Below are 17,058 nucleotides of genomic sequence, written 5' to 3'. Positions count from 1 at the left end.
ATGCCGCGGCGGGCGAAGACGAAGCCGTAGCGCGCGGTGTCGCTGGCGAGGCGGGCGTCCATCGACAGCGTCATGGTGGCGCCGATGCCGACCGCGGCGCCGTTGATCGCGCCGAGCACCGGCTTCTTCGCATCGAAGATCCGCATCGACACCCGCCCGCCCGAATCGCGGATCAGCGGATGCGACCAGTCGATGCTGCCGTCCTCCGCGATGGGGCTTGCCGGCAGGCCCTCGGGCAGCATCGCCGCCTTGTCGGTGCGCTTGTCGTAATCGAAGGTCGCAGCGCCCTGGCCCAGATCGGCGCCCGCGCAATAGGCCTTTTCGCCCGATCCGGTGAAGATCACCGCGCGCACGCCGTCGTCGGCGTCGCACTCGTCGAGCGCGGCGACGATCTCCAGCATCATCTCGGTCGTGAAGGCGTTCATCCGCTCGGGACGGTGCAGCGTCAGCAGCGCGATGCCTTCGTGGCGGTCGAGGCGAATCTGGTCGTAGCTCATCTCTGTCTCTCCTTGGGTTCGCGCCAAGGTTGCAAGCGGCGGGGTCGAAGGCAAGCTCTAGTTGACGTAAACGTAAGGAAGGGCGTCGCGACGCCGGGGATGACGCGCCGTCACTTTGCCGCTATAGGGCCCCGCATCGCCCCGGCGCCGCGGTTCTCCCTGAGTCGCTTCCGCCGGGGTCATTCATTTGGTTCCGACAGAAAGTCCCAAGCCATGGCCCGTCGCCGCCAGATCTACGAAGGCAAAGCCAAGATCCTTTACGAAGGCCCCGAACCGGGCACGCTGATCCAGTATTTCAAGGACGATGCGACCGCGTTCAACGCGCAGAAGCGCGGCACGATCAATGGCAAGGGCGTGCTTAACAACCGCATCTCGGAGCATGTGTTCACGCTGCTCGGCAATATCGGCGTGCCGACCCATTTCATCCGCCGCCTCAACATGCGCGAGCAGCTGATCCGCCAGGTCGAGATCGTGCCGATCGAGGTGATCGTGCGCAACGTCGCCGCGGGCACGCTGTCGAAGCGGCTCGGGATCGAGGAGGGGACGCAGCTTCCCCGCACCCTCATCGAATATTGCTACAAGGACGACGCGCTCGGCGATCCGCTGGTCGCCGAGGAGCATATCGCCTGCTTCAACTGGTGCAGCCAGGAGGAGCTCCATGACATCCAGGACATGGCGATCCGCATCAACGATTTCATGAGCGGCATGTTCGCCGCTGTCGGCATTCGTCTCATCGACTTCAAGCTCGAGTTCGGGCGCCTGTGGGACGGCGACTACAGCCGCATCATCCTGGCCGACGAGATCAGCCCCGACGGTTGCCGCCTGTGGGACATGACGACGAACGAGAAGCTCGACAAGGATCGCTTCCGCCGCGACCTCGGCGGTGAGGTCGAAGCCTATCAGGAGGTCGCGCGCCGGCTCGGTCTGCTGCCCGAGGGCGGCGACAACGCCGTGCTCGACCTCGAGACGCACCGCAAGAAGAAGGGCAGCTGAGGCTGCCCCGCGGCCGCCTTATGCTTAAGCACTGATTTACCATCCTTTGCTAGGCCGCGCCGATGGCAGGGGTCTATCAATGGCTGCGGCGGCGCTTCTTTCCGCCGATACCGGAATCGATCCGGGACGATGTCGCGCTGCTGCGCGCCGATCGCCTCGAGACGCTGACCCCGATGCTCTTCCTGATGCTCGCGGCGACGACGCCGACCGCCATCTATGGCGGGGTCGCGGCGGTGCATCCGGCCATTCGCATCGGTTTTCCCGTCATCCTCGCCGCCGTCTGCCTGTTCGGCTTCGGCGTGCTCATGCACAACCGCGGCCGGCGGATGAGCCCGCGCCGCGCGCGGCGGATGATCCGCGAGGCGACCTGGCTGTCGGGAACGATGGGCGCGATGTGTGCGATCTGGACGGTGGTCAACTGGCTCGCCGCGCCGCCCGAGACGCACAGCTATTATGCGATCATCATGGCGATGGGCTCGCTCGCGACCGCCTATTGCCTGTCGTCGATCCGCTTCGCGACGATCGTCAATCTCGGCATCGGGCTGATTCCGGTCACGCTGCTGATGCTGACGTCGGGCAGCCCGCCCGAGGTCGCGGCGGGCACCAGCCTCGCCGTCGCCTCTGCCTTCCTGCTGCGGATGATCGTCCAGCAGCATGGTCAGCTCGTCGACCTGCTCCAGCTCCAGGCGCAGATGCGCGACCTCGCGCATACCGACCCGCTCACCGGCCTGTCGAACCGCCGCGAACTCGATGCCTGCGTCGAGCGTGAGATCGAGGCAGCGGGCGCCGATACGCGCTTCGCGATCGCGCTGCTCGACCTCGACGGCTTCAAGCCGGTCAACGACCGTTACGGCCACGCCGCCGGCGATGCGTTGCTGTGCCAGATCGCGGCGCGGCTGACCCACGCCTGCGGCGGTGACGCGATGGTCGCGCGCCAGGGCGGCGACGAATTCGCGATCCTCGTGCCCGCAGGATCCCCGCTGCTCGCGACCTCGCTCGCCGATCATCTGCTCGCCGCGCTGGTCCCGCCCTATCGCCTCGACGGCGCGCGGGTTCGGGTCGGGGCGAGCATCGGCGTCGCCTATTGGCCCGAGGACGGTGCGAGCGCGAAGAAGCTGTTCGAGACCGCGGATCGCGCGGTCTATGCGGCGAAGGCGGTTGATCGAGGCGCGACGCCGTCCGTCGAAAGCATCGCGCAGGCCGGTTGACCGCCTTCGGCGGTTCGCCCAGACCGGGACCATGATATCCCGGACCCTGCTGCGCGCCTCGGCCGCGCTTTCGCCCCTCGCCCTCCTCCTGTCGACCGTCGCCGCGCCCGCGCCGCTCCTCGCGCGCGACACGGCGCCCGCGCCGGCCGTCGCCCCCGTCAACCCCCAGACCGACGCCGCCAAGGCCTGGAACTACGCCGCGAGCGATATTAGGGTCGACCCCAACATCGTCTTCGGCGTGCTGCCGAACGGGATGAAATATGCGCTGCTGAAGAACAGCACGCCCAAGGACAGCGTCGCGCTGCGCCTGCGCTTCGACGTCGGCAGCTTCGCCGAAGCGGAGGATCAGCGCGGGCTCGCCCATTTCCTCGAACATATGGCTTTCAACGGCTCGACCCATGTGCCCGAAGGCGAGATGATCAAGCTGCTCGAGCGCAAGGGACTCGCCTTCGGCGCCGACACCAACGCCTCGACCGCTTTCGACCAGACCGTCTATCAGCTCGACCTGCCGAACGCCTCGGACGACCTGATCGACACCGGGCTGATGCTGATGCGCGAGACCGCGGGCGAGCTGACGATCGACCCCAAGGCGGTCGACCGCGAGCGCGGGGTGATCCTGTCCGAACGTCGCGCGCGCGATACCTATCAGCTGCGCAGCCTCGTCGACCAGTTCGCTTTCGCGATGCCCGGCATGACCGTCGCCAACCGCATCCCGATCGGCACCGAAGAGGTGATCCGCACCGCGCCCGCGGCGCGCATCCGCGATTTCTATGACCATTATTACCGCCCCGAGCGCGCGACGCTGGTGATGGTCGGCGATTTCGACCCCGCCGCGGTCGAGGCGAAGATCAGGGCGCGCTTTTCCGACTGGCGGGGTCGCGGACCCGCGGGCGCCGACCCCGACATCGGCGCGATCGACTATGCCCGCCCGTCGGCGGCCGACGATTTCGTCGATCCGGCGATCGTCGATGCGGTGACGATCGGGGCGTTCAAGCCCTGGGTCGACGAACCCGACACCAGGGCGAAGCGTGTGCGCAAGTTCGCCGAGGATATCGGCGAGGCGATCGTCAGCCGCCGCCTCGCGAAGATCGCGCTGCGCGAGGATTCGCCGATCCTCAGCGGCTATCTCAGCGACACCGACGGGTGGAAGCGCTTCGATCTCGTGACCGCCGGTGCGGTCGCCAGGCAGGGCGCGTGGAAGGAAGCACTCGCGCTGGTCGAGCAGGAGTATCGCCGCGCGGTCGAACATGGCTTCACCCAGGCCGAGGTGGACGAACAGATCGCGATCCGCCGCACCGCGCTGCGCAATGCCGTCGCCGGGGTCGATACGCGGCGCAGCGAGACGATGGCCAACGTGCTGGTCGCCGCGGCCGACGGCGATTTCGTCGTCGTGCGCCCCGAAACCACGCAGGCGCTGTTCGAGGCGACCGCCGCGTCGCTCGACGCCGATGCCGTCACCGCGGCCTTCCGCAAGCGCGTCGCGGGACTCAGCGCACCGCTCGCGCGCGTGACGAGCAAGACGCCGATCGAGGGCGGCACCGATGCGATCCTCGCCGAGCTCAAGGCCTCGCAGCAGGTCGCCGTCGCCGCGCCCGCGGCGGCCGAGAGCAACGCCTTCGCCTACACCGATTTCGGAACGCCGGGGCGGATCGTGTCGGATGATCGGATCGAGGATCTGGGCATCCGCCGCATCCGCTTCGCCAACAATGTGATGCTGAACATCAAGACCACCGATTTCCAGAAGGACAAGGTCTATTTGTCGGTGCGCGTCGACGGCGGCACGCTGCTCGCGACGCGCGACGACCCGACCAAGGTGGCGCTCGCGGGGTCGCTCAGCATCGGCGGGCTCGAAGCGCACAGCTTCGACGATCTGCGCACCATCTTCGCGGGCAAGACGGTTGCGCCCAGCTTCGGGGCCGACGTCGATGCCTTCGGCGGCAACGCGCTGACCTCGCCCGCCGATTTCCGCGCGCAAGCGGAGCTGATGGCGGCCTATGTCACCCATCCCGGCTACCGTGCCGACGGGCTCGCGCTGATCCGCCGCGTGCTGCCGCAGCAATATGCCGCGAACGATGCGACCCCGGCCGCGGTGATGGGCCGCGACGTCGGCGGTATTCTCGCCGACGGCGATCCGCGCGCCGAGACGCCGCCGCTTGCGGCGCTGATGGCGCGCGACTGGACGCAGCTCAAGCCCGCCATCGCCGACAGCCTTGCGCACGGCGCGATCGAGATCGGCGTCGTCGGCGACATCGACGAGGCGGCGGCGATCGCGGCGATCGCGGCGACATTCGGCGCGCTGCCCGAACGCCGCGCCGCCTTCGACCCGCGCGAAGCGGCGCGCGAGCGACATTATGCGACCGACCGGAGCGAGCGCACGCTGATCCACAAAGGGCCCGCCGAACAGGCCGAACTGCGCGTCTATTGGCCCGCACGCGACGACAGCGACCTCGCCGAGGCGATGCGGCTGGGCCTGCTCGCGCGGGTGATGCAGCTCAAGCTGACCGAGGAGCTGCGCGAACGGCTCGGCGAAAGCTACAGCCCCGGGGCGGGGACCGCGCTGTCGGACGAGTTTCCCGGCTATGGTCATCTCTTCGCGTCGAGCAATGTCGACTACAAGGATCTCGCGACGACGCGCGCCGCGATCTTCGCGATCGCGAAGGAACTGCGCGACGCGCCGGTCGATGCCGACCTGCTCGACCGCGCGCGGCGGCCGCTGATCGAGACGATGACCAAGGCACGGCGCGAGAACAGCTATTGGCTGAACTATGTCGCCGAGGCCGCGAGCCACCCCGAGCGTCTCGACCGCAGCCGCAATGCCATCGCCGACGTCGAGGCCGCGACCGCCGCCGACCTCCAGACACTCGCGCGGCGCTATCTGGTCGACGACAAGGCGCTGGTGATCAAGGCGGTGAGCGACAAGGCGGGGAAATAGGGGCGAAGCGATGTTCGGGCAGCGGCCGGATGCGGCCATACCTTCTCCCCTCCCTTCTAGGGAGGGGATGGGGGTGGGTAGCCGCCGAAGGCGGCGTTCTTTTGCAGGCTCGCTCCGCTCGCGCACCCACCCCTAACCCCTCCCTAAAAGGGAGGGGAATGGCCCAAATCCACCCCAAAGCGGCCAACCCGCCTCACTGATAAACGCAGGCGTCCAGCCCATCGCGCCGCACCGCGCCGATGCGCGCGCGGATCGTGTTGCCGTAGCGGCGGGTGAAGCCCGAGGGGCTCACCGCCTCGCGCTTTTTGGGCAGCGGCAGGATCGCCGCGAGGCGCGCGGCTTCGGCCGGGGTCAGCTTGCCGGCGCCGTGCCCGAAATAACGCTGCGCGCCCGCCTCGACGCCATAGGTGCCGATGCCGGTCTCGGCGACGTTCAGATAGACCTCCATGATCCGGCGCTTGCCCCAGATCTTCTCGATCAGGAAGGTGAACCAGATTTCGGGGACCTTGCGGACATAGCGGGTCCAGCCGCTGCCCTGCCACAGAAAGACATTCTTCGCGGTCTGCTGGCTGACCGTCGATCCGCCGCGCAGCTTCTTGCCCTTGGCGTTGCGCTCGATCGCCTGCTCGATCGCCTCGCGGTCGAAGCCGTCGTGGCTGCAGAATTTGCCGTCCTCGGCCGCGATCACCGCGCGCACCATGTTGCGGTCGATGCGGGAAAGGCCCGTCCAGTCCTTGGTGATGCCGTTGCTGTCGGCGAGCATGGTGAAGGTCACCGGCGGCGGCACGACGGCGTAGACGAGGACCCACAGCACCGAGAGGAGGATGAACCACAGCAGCCATTTGAAGGGCCGCAGATACCAGGGGAGCTTGCGCTTGGTCGCGCGCGATTTGGTTGCCATGCGCGCAAATTAGCCGCTTGCCGCGGCGAGGCAAGCGGGCTTGATACGTGCTTCGCATTCGGGGACAAGCAAGGCGGACGCCGGGCCGAAAAGGGAGAGGCGATGCTGCTTCGTTTCATGCTGCTGATGGCCGGGTTGACCGCGGCCGCCCCGGCATCCGCCGAAGAAGCGCGCGAGCTTTGCCCCGACCGCCCGGGGCTCGGCACGCCGGCCTGTACCGTCGATGCCGGAGCTACGGTGCTGGAGGTCGGGCTCGCCGACTGGACGCTGGACAGGAAGGAGGGCGGCCGCACCGACAGCTGGATCTTCGGCGACGCGCTGCTGCGCGCCGGGCTGACGCCCTCGCTCGAGATGCAGATCGGCTGGACGATGCTTGGCCATGTGCGCGAGCGCGACCGGGCGACCGGCGAGCGGACGGGGCGGACGCGAACCGGCGACGTGACGCTGGCGCTGCGGCAGAATCTGCGCAGCCCCGACGGTTCGGGCTTTTCGCTGGCGGTCATGCCCTATGCGACGCTGCCGCTGGGCGGGGAGAGCGTCGGGGCGGGCGATTGGGGGGCGGGGCTGGTGGTGCCGGTCAGCGTCGAACTCGGCGCGCTGTCGCTCGGCTTCACGCCCCATGTCGACGCCGCGGTCGATGCCGATGGCGACGGGCGCCATCTTGCCTATGGGTCGGTCGCGGGCCTCGGCTTCGGCCTGTCGGACGAGGTGTCGGCGGCGGTTGAACTGTCGCTGACGCGCGATGGCGATCCCGCGGGCCATGCGACCGAGGCGCTGGCGGGCGTGTCGCTCGGGTGGCAGCCCGACGCCGACAGCCAATGGGATGTCGGCGTCAATGCCGGGCTCAACCGCTCCAGCCCCGACGTTCAGCTCTACGCGGGCTACGTCCGGCGCTTCTGAGCGCGGTCAGGCGCCGACCAGCCGCCGCTCGCCGGCGAGCTTGAGCATCGCCTTCTGCAGCTTTTCGAAGGCGCGCACCTCGATCTGGCGGACGCGTTCGCGGCTGACGTCATAGACCTGGCTCAGATCCTCGAGCGTCTTGGGGTCATCGGTCAGGCGGCGTTCGGTCAGGATATGGCGCTCGCGCTCGTTGAGCGTCTCGAGCGCCTCGTTGAGCAGCGCATGGCGCACGTCGCGTTCCTCGGCCTCGGCGACGCGTTCGTCCTGCAGCGGGCCCTCGTCGCCCAGCAGATCCTGCCACTGGCTGTCGCCATCCTCGCCCATCGGCACGTTGAGCGACGTGTCGCCGCCCATGGCCATGCGGCGGTTCATGCTGACGACCTCGTCTTCGGTGACGCCGAGATCCTTGGCGATCTTCGCGACATGTTCGGGCGATAGATCGCCGTCCTCGAACGCTTCGAGGTTGTTCTTCATCCTGCGGAGGTTGAAGAACAGCTTCTTCTGCGCCGCGGTGGTGCCCATTTTGACGAGGCTCCACGAGCGCAGGATGAATTCCTGGATCGAGGCGCGGATCCACCACATCGCGTAGGTGGCGAGGCGGAAGCCGCGTTCGGGGTCGAACTTCTTCACGCCCTGCATGAGGCCGATGTTGCCCTCGCTGATCAGCTCGCTGACCGGCAGGCCATAGCCGCGATAACCCATCGCGATCTTCGCGACGAGGCGGAGGTGCGAGGTCACGAGCTGCGCCGCGGCCTCATTGTCGCCATGCTCCTGAAAACGCCGCGCGAGCATATATTCCTGCTCGGGGGTCAGGAGGGGGAATTTGCGGATTTCGGCCAGGTAGCGGTTCAGGCTCGCCTCACCGCCGAGCGCGGGCACCACTGCCGGAACATTGCTTTTGTTAGCCATTGATAGCGTCTTCCCTAATTTTTCAGAGGAGAAATATGCCGCGGTTGCATCCGGCGGTCGAGATAGATTTTCATTCGAAACTTAAACGCGCAATTCATCGATCAGTTCCCGCATATCCTGGGGGAGTTCGCTGTCGAGCGCGATCCTGTTACCGGTCACCGGATGAATAAAACCCAAATGGGCCGCGTGCAATGCCTGCCGCACGAAACCTCGCGCTTTCAGCACGTCCGACAGCGGCTTCCTGGCGCGGCCATAGACCGGATCGCCGACGAGCGGGTGGCCGATATGCGCCATATGGACGCGCACCTGATGCGTGCGCCCGGTTTCGAGCCGGCATTCGACGAGCGTCGCGCCGGCGAGCGGCTCGATCGTGCGGTAATGGGTGATCGCATGCTTGCCGCGCCCCGCGGGCACCACCGCCATTTTCTTGCGGTTGGCGCTCGACCGGCCGAGCGCCGCGTCGACGGTGCCGTTCGCGGGCATCGGGCGCCCGGTGGCGAGCGCGAGATAGCGGCGGTCGATGCTGTGCGCGGCGAATTGCTTCGCGAGGCCTTCGTGCGCCTTGTCGTGCTTCGCGGCGACGATCAGCCCGCTCGTGTCCTTGTCGATGCGGTGGACGATGCCGGGGCGGGCGACACCGCCGATCCCGGAGAGTTGCCCCGCGCAATGGTGGAGCAGCGCGTTGACCAGCGTGCCGTCGGCATTGCCCGCGGCGGGGTGGACGACGAGCCCTGCGGGCTTGTCGACGACGATCAGATGCTCGTCCTCATAGGCGATGACCAAAGCGAGATCCTGCGCGACATTGTGCGCGGGCGCCGGGGCGGGAAGGCGAACCGCGATCGTCGCGGGCGCCGCGGCCTTCGCGGACGGGTCCCAGAGCACCGCGCCGCTCGCATCGGCGACGCGGCCGCCCTTGATCAGCGTCTTCAAGCGCTCGCGCGACAGGTTCGGGAGCGCCTCGGCGAGCGCCCGGTCGAGCCGCAGCCCGGCGGCGCTGTCATCGAGCGCTACGGTCAAGATATCCTCGTCCCCCTGCATTGAGGGGAATGTGGCCCCGGAACGCCGAATTTCAAGGGGACGCGCTTGCCCTGGGCGGCCTTGCTGCCCTAGGAGCGGGGTCGCGCGGAAATATCCGCGGAACTGCGCTGGGGAGCCATTTCATCCATGACCGACGACCGCGTCGATTTCGCCTCCATGCTGGCCTCGCGGCTGTGCCATGACCTGCTGAGCCCGGTCGGGGCGTTCGCCAACGGGCTCGAATTGCTCGCCGACGAGAAGGATCCGGACATGCGCGCGCGCTGCTTCGACCTGCTCGAACAGAGCGCGCGGACGTCGGCGGCGAAGCTCAAATTCTTCCGGCTCGCCTTCGGCTCGGCGGGCGGTTTCGGCGAGGCGGTGCCGCCCGCCGAGGCCAGGGCGGCGATCGAGGGGATCATGGCCGAGCGGCCGATCACGCTCAATTGGATGATCGGCGACGAACCGCTGCCCAAGCCCGCGGTCAAGATCATCCTCAATCTCGCGCTGATCCTGGTCGATGCGCTGGTGCGCGGCGGCCGGCTCGACATCGGGTGCGAGAAGCAGGACGGCGGCATCGAGATCGCGCTCCACGCCGAAGCCGAGCGCATCCTCGTCGATAAGGATGTCGAGCGCATCCTGGCCGAGGGCGAAGCGAGCGGAGCCATGACCTCGCGCACCGCGCCCGCGATGTTGGTGCAGGCGGTCGCGGCGCAGAACGGCGGCACGGTGATGCTCGCACGCGAGACGCCGACCTCGCTGCTCGTCGGGGCGGTGCTCAGGGGACGGTGATTTCGGGTCACCGGGGCGCCCCTTGCGGTGGCGATTCCCCCGTTTGCAGATTTGATGGGACATACCTTCTCCCCTCCCTTCTAGGGAGGGGCTGGGGGTGGGTAGCCGCCGAAGGCGGCGTTCTTTTGCGGGCTCGCTCCGCTCGCGCACCCACCCCTAACCCCTCCCTAAAAGGGAGGGGAATGGCTCAAATCCACCCCAAAGCCGGCGACACCAAATCCTACGCCCGCCCCGGCGCCCGCGCGCGGAGGAAATTGTCGAGCGCGACGAACAGCATCGCGCGCGCGTCGCCGCCGAGCATTTCGGCGGTCAGCCAGTCGAACTGCGCGCGGTTGCCGCGGTCGACCGCGCCGACCATCGCCGCGAGCAAGGCCTCGTCGAAGCTGACGCGCGGACAGCAGGGCGGGGCGACCGCGAAGGGGTCGGGCCAGATATGGCCGATCGCCTCGACCACCAGCCGGAAACGCCGCGCCGCGAGGATATGGCCCCAGCGCCGTTCGAGTTCGGGCATCGGGTCGCGCTCGGCGCGGCGGCAGAGGATGCAATAGCGGAGCGCAAGGACCGCCTGCGCGGCGTCGACCGACAGGTCGCGGACGAGCGGTTGTTCGGTCAATTGCCGGACGAGCGTGCTGCCTTCCATCGTGCCTCCCGGAAAAACCGGCCCGCGGTTCGGCAGTCCCATGCGGGTCCGAAAAAGATGCCGGCTGCCGCGAACGGGCGCAGCAGCCGGCAGGAGGGGACTGCCCAACCTTGCTATTGAGAATTATTCGCAAATACAAGCAAAAAAGAGAGGCGCCGGTAAGCGCCTCTCCAAATGCCGGGAATCCGGCGGATTTTTACGAAAAATCAGTCGTCGCTGGCGGGCTTCGACTGGAGCTGGACGTAATTTTCGATGCCCATGCGCTCGATCATGTCGAACTGCTTTTCGAGCTCGTCGACATGCTCCTCCTCGCTTTCGAGGATGTGCGCGAAGAGTTCGCGGCTGACATAATCGCGCACGCTCTCCGAATGGGCGATCGCGTCCTTGAGCAGCGGGATCGCCTCTTCCTCGAGCGCGAGGTCGGCCTTCAATATCTCCTCGACCGTCTCGCCGACGCGCAGCCGGCCGAGCATCTGGAAATTGGGCAGCCCGCCCAGAAACAGGATGCGGTCGGCGAGCTGATCGGCGTGCTTCATCTCGTCGATCGATTCGTGCCGCTCGAACTCGGCGAGCCGCTTGATGCCCCAATTGTCGAGCATCCGGTAATGCAGCCAGTATTGGTTGATCGCGGTCAGCTCGTTCTTCAGCGCCTCGTTGAGGAAGTCGATGACCTTTTCGTCGCCCTTCATTGCCGTGTCCTGTCTTATGTCTCGGGTGGGAAAGTGGGCGGCATTATAGGCGCCCGGACCCGGTCAGGCCAAGGGTGAAAATGGCTGATTTCCGCGAAAAATCAGGCGGTCGCTGCGACGTCGCTGATGATATTGCGAGCGAATGACAGGCACTGGCCGCACTTGGGTTTGCGACCCAGTTGCGCATAGGCGGCCTTGGCGCACCGCAATTGGCCGTTCTTTGCGACATCGCGCAAATCCCGTTCCCTTATTGCGTTGCAGACACAGACGACCATGTGCGAATCCTTCTCAACAATTGCGATGTAGGGCTAGTGCGACGGATTCGCAACAAGAAAGATGCGAGTGGTTCGCAATCGGAAAAAGGGGATTTTCATGGGTCCCGCCCCTTGCCCGAAGGGTGATTCGCGGGCATAGGCGCGCCCATCGTTCCCGCCCCCCTCTCGCAAAGGTCCGCCCCATGAAAGTCCAGGTCTATGTGACGCTCAAGCCGGGGGTGCTCGACCCGCAGGGCAAGGCGATCCACCATGCGCTGGAAGGGCTGGGCTTCGGCGGCGTCAGCGACGTGCGCGCGGGCCGCTTCATCGAGCTCGAGGTCGCCGACGGCGTCAGCGACGCCGATCTCGACGCGATGTGCGCGAAGCTGCTCGCCAACACCGTGATCGAGAATTACCGGATCGAACGCGCCTGAGGGCAGGAGACACGCCATGAAGACCGCCGTCATCGTCTTTCCGGGTTCGAACTGCGACCGCGACATGGCGGTCGCGCTGGAGCGCGTCACCGGCCGCGCCCCTGCGATGGTGTGGCATCGCGAGACCGGGCTTCCGGACGGCATCGACTTCATCGCGCTGCCCGGCGGCTTTTCCTACGGCGATTACCTCCGTTCGGGGGCGATGGCGGCGCGGTCGCCGATCCTGCGCAGCGTCGCCGACGCCGCGGCGCGCGGGGTGCCGGTGCTCGGCGTGTGCAACGGCTTTCAGGTGCTGACCGAGGCCGGGCTGCTTCCGGGCGCGCTGATGCGCAACGCGGGGCTCAATTTCGTGTGCCGCACCGTGCCGCTGACGGTCGAGAACAGCCAGTCGCTGTTCACCGCCGGCTACAATGCGGGCGAGACGATCGACATTCCGGTCGCGCACCACGACGGCAATTATTTCGCCGATGCGGCGACGCTCGACCGGATCGAGGGCGAGGGACGCGTCGCGTTCCGCTATGCGGATGGTGTCAACGGCTCGGCGCGCAACATCGCGGGCGTGCTGAACGACGCCGGCAATGTCCTCGGCATGATGCCGCACCCGGAGCGCGCGATCGACGCCGCGCACGGCGGCACCGACGGGCTACGGCTGTTCGAGGCCGCGCTCGGCGTCCTCGCCTGACGGCGGGGCCGCGTCTTCCCCTTCCGATGATGCCTTCGCCGCCGGCTGCAGCCAGCGGCCGATCAACAGCAGCGCCGTCGGCCAGAACATCGTGTTCCAGATGTCGTGCCAATGCTCGGGGTCGGGACGGATCGCCGATCGGCTCGCCTCGGCGGTGACGTCGAGCCACTCGCCGCCGCACGCCATCGCCAGCACCGCGAGCCACGCCACGAACCAGCCGCCGCGCCAGCGCCAGAGCAGCCGGACGAGGAGGAACAGCGCCATCCCGAAATAGACGTGCAGGGCATCCTTATCGAGCCCGCTCGTGGTCACGAGCCAGCTCTTCCGGTCCTCGAAAAGCGAGGCAAGCTCGATCAGGGTCATGGAGGTCAAACCTTGGCGCCGAAGGGATTGAAGTCGGTGCCCTCGTCGAACACGTCGACACCTTCGCGCCGCTTGAGCAGGCCGACGACAGCATAGGTGACGGGCGTCAGCACCACCTCCCACGTCGTCTTGAACAGCCATTGCGACAGCACGACCTGCATCAACTGTTCGGGCGGCCATCCGGCAAGGCCGTAAAAGGCGAGCGGGTAGAAAATCAGGCTGTCCAGCCCCTGGCCGACGATGGTCGAGCCGATAGTGCGCATCCAGAGGAAGCGTCCGCCGGTCGCGAGCTTCATTCGCGCAAGGACATAGCTGTTCGCGAACTCGCCGACCCAGAAGGCCGCCATCGACGCGAGCACGATGCGCCAGCTATTGCCGAAGACGAATTCATAACTTGCCTGACCCGGCCAGCCATCGGCGGGCGGCAGCGACACGACCACCCAAGCCATGAACGCCATGAACGCGAGTGCGGCAAAGCCCGTCCATATCACCCGTCGGGCGCGGGCATAGCCGTAAACCTCGGTGAGAACGTCGCCGATGATGTAGCTGATCGGAAAAAAAAGCACGCCTGCGCCGAACGCCCACTGGCGGCCGTCGGGCAGCGGGATATAGCTGGGCTTCGAAGCGCCGATGATGTTGCTGAGGAGCAGGATCGCGACGAAAGCCGCCATCACGAGGTCGTAATAGCGGAAATGGCGCACCTGTCCGGCGCTGACGTGCGCGAGCGAGGACGTGTGTCCGGACGCGGTCTGGGTGGAGTCGGTCATCGGCACGCTGCTTAACGCGCTTTGCGGTCCGCGCAAACCGCGCTATTCGCCCCTCCGCACAGCCGTGCCGCGCGCCCGTAGCTCAGCTGGATAGAGCACCCGCCTTCTAAGCGGGTGGTCGCAGGTTCGAATCCTGCCGGGCGCGCCACATGGGACCACTGATGTTTCGGCAGCGCCGGCGATGATCGCGTTGCGCTCGGCCCTAGCCGTTCGGGGACGCCGTCGCCGGCTCGGCAAGCGCGGCCTCATAGGCCGACTGCAGCCTGGCGAAGACCGACTCTGCGGGTGCCGGCGCTCCCAGGTGAAGGTGCCGCAGTTCCTCCATGAACTCGGACCATAGCGGCGGACCGCCGTCCTCGAGGATTTTCGCGCGCACCGAAAGCTCCTTCGACGCGGGCGTGTGGCGCAGGCCCCAGCCGCCCATATGGGCGAGCAGCGGCACCAGCGCGATCGATGCTTCGGTCAGGCTGTAGATGATCTTCTGCTTGTGGCCGGGATCGTCGCGGCGCGATATCAATCCGGCTTTCTCCAGGCGCGCCAGCCGGTCGGCCAGAATGTTCGAGGCGATCCGCTCCTCCGACCGGGTCAGCAGTTCGCGGAAACGGCGGCGGTTGCCGAACATCAGGTCGCGGATGACGATCAGGCTCCAGCGATCCCCCAGCGCCTCGAGCGTCAGATTGATCGGGCAGCCCGATCGGTGTGCATGCTTCAATCTCTTGGGCCTCCTACCGCTTGCAAAGTAGGATCGGTCGGGCTAAACCTCAACCGGTTGCAAATTGCAAGCATGGAGAGGTGCGGCCGTGATTACCGTATTCGGCGAGGGGCGCGGCTTCCGGGTCGTCTGGCTGCTGGAGGAAATGCGGCTTCCTTATCGATTGCGGCCGGTGGATCTGCTCGCTGGGGTCGAGAAGGATCCGGAGTTTCTGGCGATCAATCCGGCCGGATTCATTCCGGCGATCCAGGATGGCGACGTCATCATGGTCGAATCGATCGCGATCATGGAATATCTGATGGCGCGCCATGGCCCGACGCCGCTCGCGCCGCCGCCGCACGACCCCGCCTTCCCCCTGTATCAGCAGTTCCTTCACCTCGGCGAGGCCGGGCTGGCAACGTCCATCTATTTCGTCAGCGGCGCGCGCAACATCGCGCCCGAGGGCGAACGGGACAATTGGAGCGCCCGCCAGGCGATGAGCGTGTTCGAATCGCGGCTCGGCCTGGTGACGCGGCAGCTCGCGGGCGCGCCCTATGTCGCCGGCGAGGCTTTCACGGCGGCCGACATCTCGGTAGCCTATGCCCTGCTGCAGGCGAGGCGGAACGGCGGCGTCGTCTGCGGCGAGGCCGAAGAGGCTTATATCGGCCGCGTCACGGGCCGCGACGGCTACAGGCGCGCCATGGACATATGCCAGGATACCAAGGCGTGGGCGGCGGCAAGGGGCGGTTGACGCAGGGCTCAGGCGACCCGTCGAGCACCCATCCCCCATGGGGTGGATACGCCGCGCGAAGGAAAGGAAGAGGCTATGGCCAGGCTCGTGTTTGGAATGAACCAGTCGCTCGACGGCTATGTCGACCATATGGCGTTCGCGCCGGACGCCACGCTGTTCCGCCATTTCATCGCGGAGGCCGGGGGGCAGACAGGCAGCCTGTATGGCCGCCAGCTCTACGAGATCATGCGCTATTGGGACGACGACCATCCCGAATGGGGCGCCGATGAACGCGCGTTCGCGGCGGCGTGGCGGCGCCAGCGGAAATGGGTCGTCTCGCATTCGCTGAAGTCGGTCGGTCCCAACGCGACCCTGATCGGGGATGATCTGGAGGGTGCGATCCGCGCGTTGAAGGCCGAGCAGGAAGGGGAGATCGAGGTGGGAGGCCCCAGGCTGGCGCGGAGCCTTACCGAACTGGGGCTGATCGACGAATATCGCATCTATCTCCACCCCGTCGTGCTCGGGCACGGCACGCCCTATTTCGCCGGGCCCCGGCCGCGGCTTCGCCTCGTCGCCCACGACCGGATCGGCGAGGATGCGATCCGGCTGACCTATGTGCCGGCCTGATTTCGCGGCCCTGCCGATGTTCGCCTTCACTTGAGGCCCAGCCGCTCGGCGAGGAAATCGACGAAGACGCGGACGCGCGCCGGGGTGTTGGCGCCGCCCGCGAACACCGCGTGAATCGCCTCGACGTCGCCGGGATTATAGGTTTCGAGGATCGGGACGAGGCGGCCGGCGGCGAGATCGTCGACGACGCTGAACGCGCCGACGCGCGCGATGCCGACCCCGGCCGCGGCGAGTTGCCCCAGCGTTTCGCCGTTGTTCGCCTCGATATTGCCGCGAACCGACAGCGCGAAATCGCGCCCGTCGCGGCGAAAGGGCCAGACGGGCTCGGCGCGGCGGAAGTTGAAGTTCAGGCAATTGTGCGCGTGCAGCTCTTCGGGCACCTGCGGCGTGCCGTGGCGCGCCAGATAGTCGGGTGAGGCCACGATCACGCGGCCGTTCTCGCCCAGCTTGCGCGCGGTCAGCAGGCTGTCGGCGAGCGGACCGAAGCGAACGGCGACGTCGGCCTGCCCCGCGGCGACGTCGACCAGCCGGTCGGACAGGCTGATGTCGACCAGGATATGGGGATAGAGCCGTGCGAATTCGCCGAGCCGCGGCACGATGCACAGCCGCCCGTGCGCCTGCGCCGCGCTGATGCGCAGCCGCCCGCGCGGCGCGCCCTGATCGGCGATCGCCTGCTCGCTGTCGTCGAGGTCGGCGAGGATGCGGCGCGCGGCGCGAAGATAGGCGTCGCCCTCGGCGGTGAGCGCGAGCGCGCGGGTCGAACGAAGCAGCAGGCGCACCCCCAGCCGCGCCTCGATGCGGTCGACGGTGCGGCTGACCGCCGACGGGGTCAGGCCGAGCCGGCGCCCGGCGGCGGAGAAACTGCCCTCCGCGACGACCGCGGCGAAGACCTCCATCGCGCGGGCGCGATCGGCGCTTCCATCCATCTTTGCATCCATCGCAAAAATCCTTGGCTCACATGCTCGCTAATCAGCGTGGCTACGCTCCTCTATTTATGCGTTCTGTTTACAAAGGAAAGAGCGGGCTGTTCGTCGC

At 67.2% G+C, this 17,058-nt stretch carries 20 protein-coding genes and 1 tRNA gene; 10 read left to right on the top strand and 11 right to left on the bottom strand.

Features of this window, described 5'->3' with window-relative positions; genetic code table 11:
* The coding region (locus tag CD928_RS12905) for an enoyl-CoA hydratase-related protein (protein ID WP_255247158.1) at nt 1-497 on the bottom strand (497 nt) is incomplete at its 3' end.
* Between the two features lie 213 nt (nt 498-710).
* Between CD928_RS12905 and purC the strand changes: the two genes are divergently transcribed.
* From purC to CD928_RS12890, 3 genes are all read left to right on the top strand, one after another.
* Nucleotides 711-1,490, top strand: a complete 780-nt coding sequence (purC, locus tag CD928_RS12900; protein WP_095387526.1) for a phosphoribosylaminoimidazolesuccinocarboxamide synthase — start codon at nt 711-713, stop codon at nt 1,488-1,490.
* Nucleotides 1,491-1,552: 62 nt separating this feature from the next.
* Entirely contained in the window at nt 1,553-2,698 is a 1,146-nt protein-coding gene (locus CD928_RS12895) for a diguanylate cyclase (protein ID WP_255247157.1), read from the top strand.
* A 31-nt stretch (nt 2,699-2,729) separates the two neighbouring features.
* Complete coding sequence (locus CD928_RS12890; RefSeq protein ID WP_095388039.1) at nt 2,730-5,630, top strand: pitrilysin family protein; 2,901 nt, start codon at nt 2,730-2,732, stop codon at nt 5,628-5,630.
* Nucleotides 5,631-5,823: 193 nt separating this feature from the next.
* Here CD928_RS12890 and mtgA read toward each other — a convergent pair whose 3' ends face one another.
* Nucleotides 5,824-6,531 (bottom strand): monofunctional biosynthetic peptidoglycan transglycosylase, encoded by a 708-nt coding sequence (gene mtgA / locus CD928_RS12885; protein ID WP_095387525.1) that lies wholly within the window; start codon nt 6,529-6,531, stop codon nt 5,824-5,826.
* A gap of 102 nt (nt 6,532-6,633) precedes the next feature.
* Between mtgA and CD928_RS12880 the strand changes: the two genes are divergently transcribed.
* Nucleotides 6,634-7,431, top strand: a complete 798-nt coding sequence (locus tag CD928_RS12880) for a transporter (protein ID WP_095387524.1) — start codon at nt 6,634-6,636, stop codon at nt 7,429-7,431.
* Between the two features lie 6 nt (nt 7,432-7,437).
* Here CD928_RS12880 and rpoH read toward each other — a convergent pair whose 3' ends face one another.
* The gene (gene rpoH, locus CD928_RS12875) at nt 7,438-8,340 is read right to left on the bottom strand and encodes an RNA polymerase sigma factor RpoH (RefSeq protein ID WP_095387523.1); all 903 of its coding nucleotides are present in this window, start codon (nt 8,338-8,340) and stop codon (nt 7,438-7,440) included.
* 81 nt (nt 8,341-8,421) lie between these two features.
* On the bottom strand, nt 8,422-9,378 hold the full coding sequence (locus CD928_RS12870; RefSeq protein ID WP_095387522.1) for an RluA family pseudouridine synthase: 957 nt from the start codon (nt 9,376-9,378) through the stop codon (nt 8,422-8,424).
* 126 nt (nt 9,379-9,504) lie between these two features.
* Between CD928_RS12870 and CD928_RS12865 the strand changes: the two genes are divergently transcribed.
* On the top strand, nt 9,505-10,146 hold the full coding sequence (locus CD928_RS12865) for a histidine phosphotransferase family protein (RefSeq protein ID WP_095387521.1): 642 nt from the start codon (nt 9,505-9,507) through the stop codon (nt 10,144-10,146).
* Nucleotides 10,147-10,366: 220 nt separating this feature from the next.
* Here CD928_RS12865 and CD928_RS12860 read toward each other — a convergent pair whose 3' ends face one another.
* The 3 genes from CD928_RS12860 to CD928_RS12850 all read right to left on the bottom strand — a co-directional run bounded on the left by CD928_RS12860 (nt 10,367) and on the right by CD928_RS12850 (nt 11,750).
* Nucleotides 10,367-10,786, bottom strand: a complete 420-nt coding sequence (locus CD928_RS12860; RefSeq protein WP_095388038.1) for an addiction module antidote protein — start codon at nt 10,784-10,786, stop codon at nt 10,367-10,369.
* A gap of 206 nt (nt 10,787-10,992) precedes the next feature.
* Nucleotides 10,993-11,475: a bacterioferritin gene (gene bfr / locus CD928_RS12855; protein WP_095387520.1), complete on the bottom strand. Its 483-nt coding sequence runs from the start codon at nt 11,473-11,475 to the stop codon at nt 10,993-10,995.
* A gap of 101 nt (nt 11,476-11,576) precedes the next feature.
* Entirely contained in the window at nt 11,577-11,750 is a 174-nt protein-coding gene (locus tag CD928_RS12850; protein ID WP_095387519.1) for a bacterioferritin-associated ferredoxin, read from the bottom strand.
* 182 nt (nt 11,751-11,932) lie between these two features.
* Here CD928_RS12850 and purS point away from each other — a divergent pair, with 182 nt between their 5' ends.
* Both purS and purQ read left to right on the top strand, forming a co-directional pair.
* Nucleotides 11,933-12,163, top strand: a complete 231-nt coding sequence (gene purS / locus CD928_RS12845) for a phosphoribosylformylglycinamidine synthase subunit PurS (RefSeq protein ID WP_095387518.1) — start codon at nt 11,933-11,935, stop codon at nt 12,161-12,163.
* A 16-nt stretch (nt 12,164-12,179) separates the two neighbouring features.
* Complete coding sequence (purQ, locus tag CD928_RS12840) at nt 12,180-12,845, top strand: phosphoribosylformylglycinamidine synthase subunit PurQ (protein ID WP_095387517.1); 666 nt, start codon at nt 12,180-12,182, stop codon at nt 12,843-12,845.
* Here the strand turns inward: purQ and CD928_RS12835 are convergent.
* Together CD928_RS12835 and CD928_RS12830 are read right to left on the bottom strand one after the other, a co-directional pair.
* Nucleotides 12,807-13,208 carry a hypothetical protein gene (locus tag CD928_RS12835; RefSeq protein ID WP_095387516.1) on the bottom strand — a complete coding sequence of 134 codons (402 nt, stop codon included), beginning with the start codon at nt 13,206-13,208 and terminating at the stop codon, nt 12,807-12,809. The two genes, purQ and CD928_RS12835, sit on opposite strands and share 39 nt — an antisense overlap.
* A gap of 5 nt (nt 13,209-13,213) precedes the next feature.
* Complete coding sequence (locus CD928_RS12830) at nt 13,214-13,975, bottom strand: queuosine precursor transporter (RefSeq protein ID WP_176473575.1); 762 nt, start codon at nt 13,973-13,975, stop codon at nt 13,214-13,216.
* Nucleotides 13,976-14,046: 71 nt separating this feature from the next.
* Here CD928_RS12830 and CD928_RS12825 point away from each other — a divergent pair.
* Nucleotides 14,047-14,123, top strand: a tRNA-Arg gene (locus CD928_RS12825).
* A 54-nt stretch (nt 14,124-14,177) separates the two neighbouring features.
* Here CD928_RS12825 and CD928_RS12820 read toward each other — a convergent pair.
* Nucleotides 14,178-14,687 (bottom strand): helix-turn-helix domain-containing protein, encoded by a 510-nt coding sequence (locus tag CD928_RS12820; protein ID WP_095387515.1) that lies wholly within the window; start codon nt 14,685-14,687, stop codon nt 14,178-14,180.
* An 88-nt stretch (nt 14,688-14,775) separates the two neighbouring features.
* Here CD928_RS12820 and CD928_RS12815 point away from each other — a divergent pair, with 88 nt between their 5' ends.
* Complete coding sequence (locus CD928_RS12815; RefSeq protein WP_095387514.1) at nt 14,776-15,417, top strand: glutathione S-transferase family protein; 642 nt, start codon at nt 14,776-14,778, stop codon at nt 15,415-15,417.
* A gap of 75 nt (nt 15,418-15,492) precedes the next feature.
* Nucleotides 15,493-16,023: a dihydrofolate reductase family protein gene (locus CD928_RS12810; RefSeq protein ID WP_095387513.1), complete on the top strand. Its 531-nt coding sequence runs from the start codon at nt 15,493-15,495 to the stop codon at nt 16,021-16,023.
* A 26-nt stretch (nt 16,024-16,049) separates the two neighbouring features.
* Here the strand turns inward: CD928_RS12810 and CD928_RS12805 are convergent, their stop codons facing one another.
* Nucleotides 16,050-16,961, bottom strand: a complete 912-nt coding sequence (locus CD928_RS12805; RefSeq protein ID WP_095387512.1) for a LysR substrate-binding domain-containing protein — start codon at nt 16,959-16,961, stop codon at nt 16,050-16,052.
* Between the last annotated feature and the right edge of the window lie 97 nt (nt 16,962-17,058).

It is taken from the genome of Sphingopyxis sp. GW247-27LB (genome assembly GCF_002277025.1).
In the GTDB taxonomy this organism is placed as follows: Bacteria; Pseudomonadota; Alphaproteobacteria; order Sphingomonadales; family Sphingomonadaceae; genus Sphingopyxis.
This window is presented reverse-complemented; position numbering and strand designations above follow the sequence as displayed.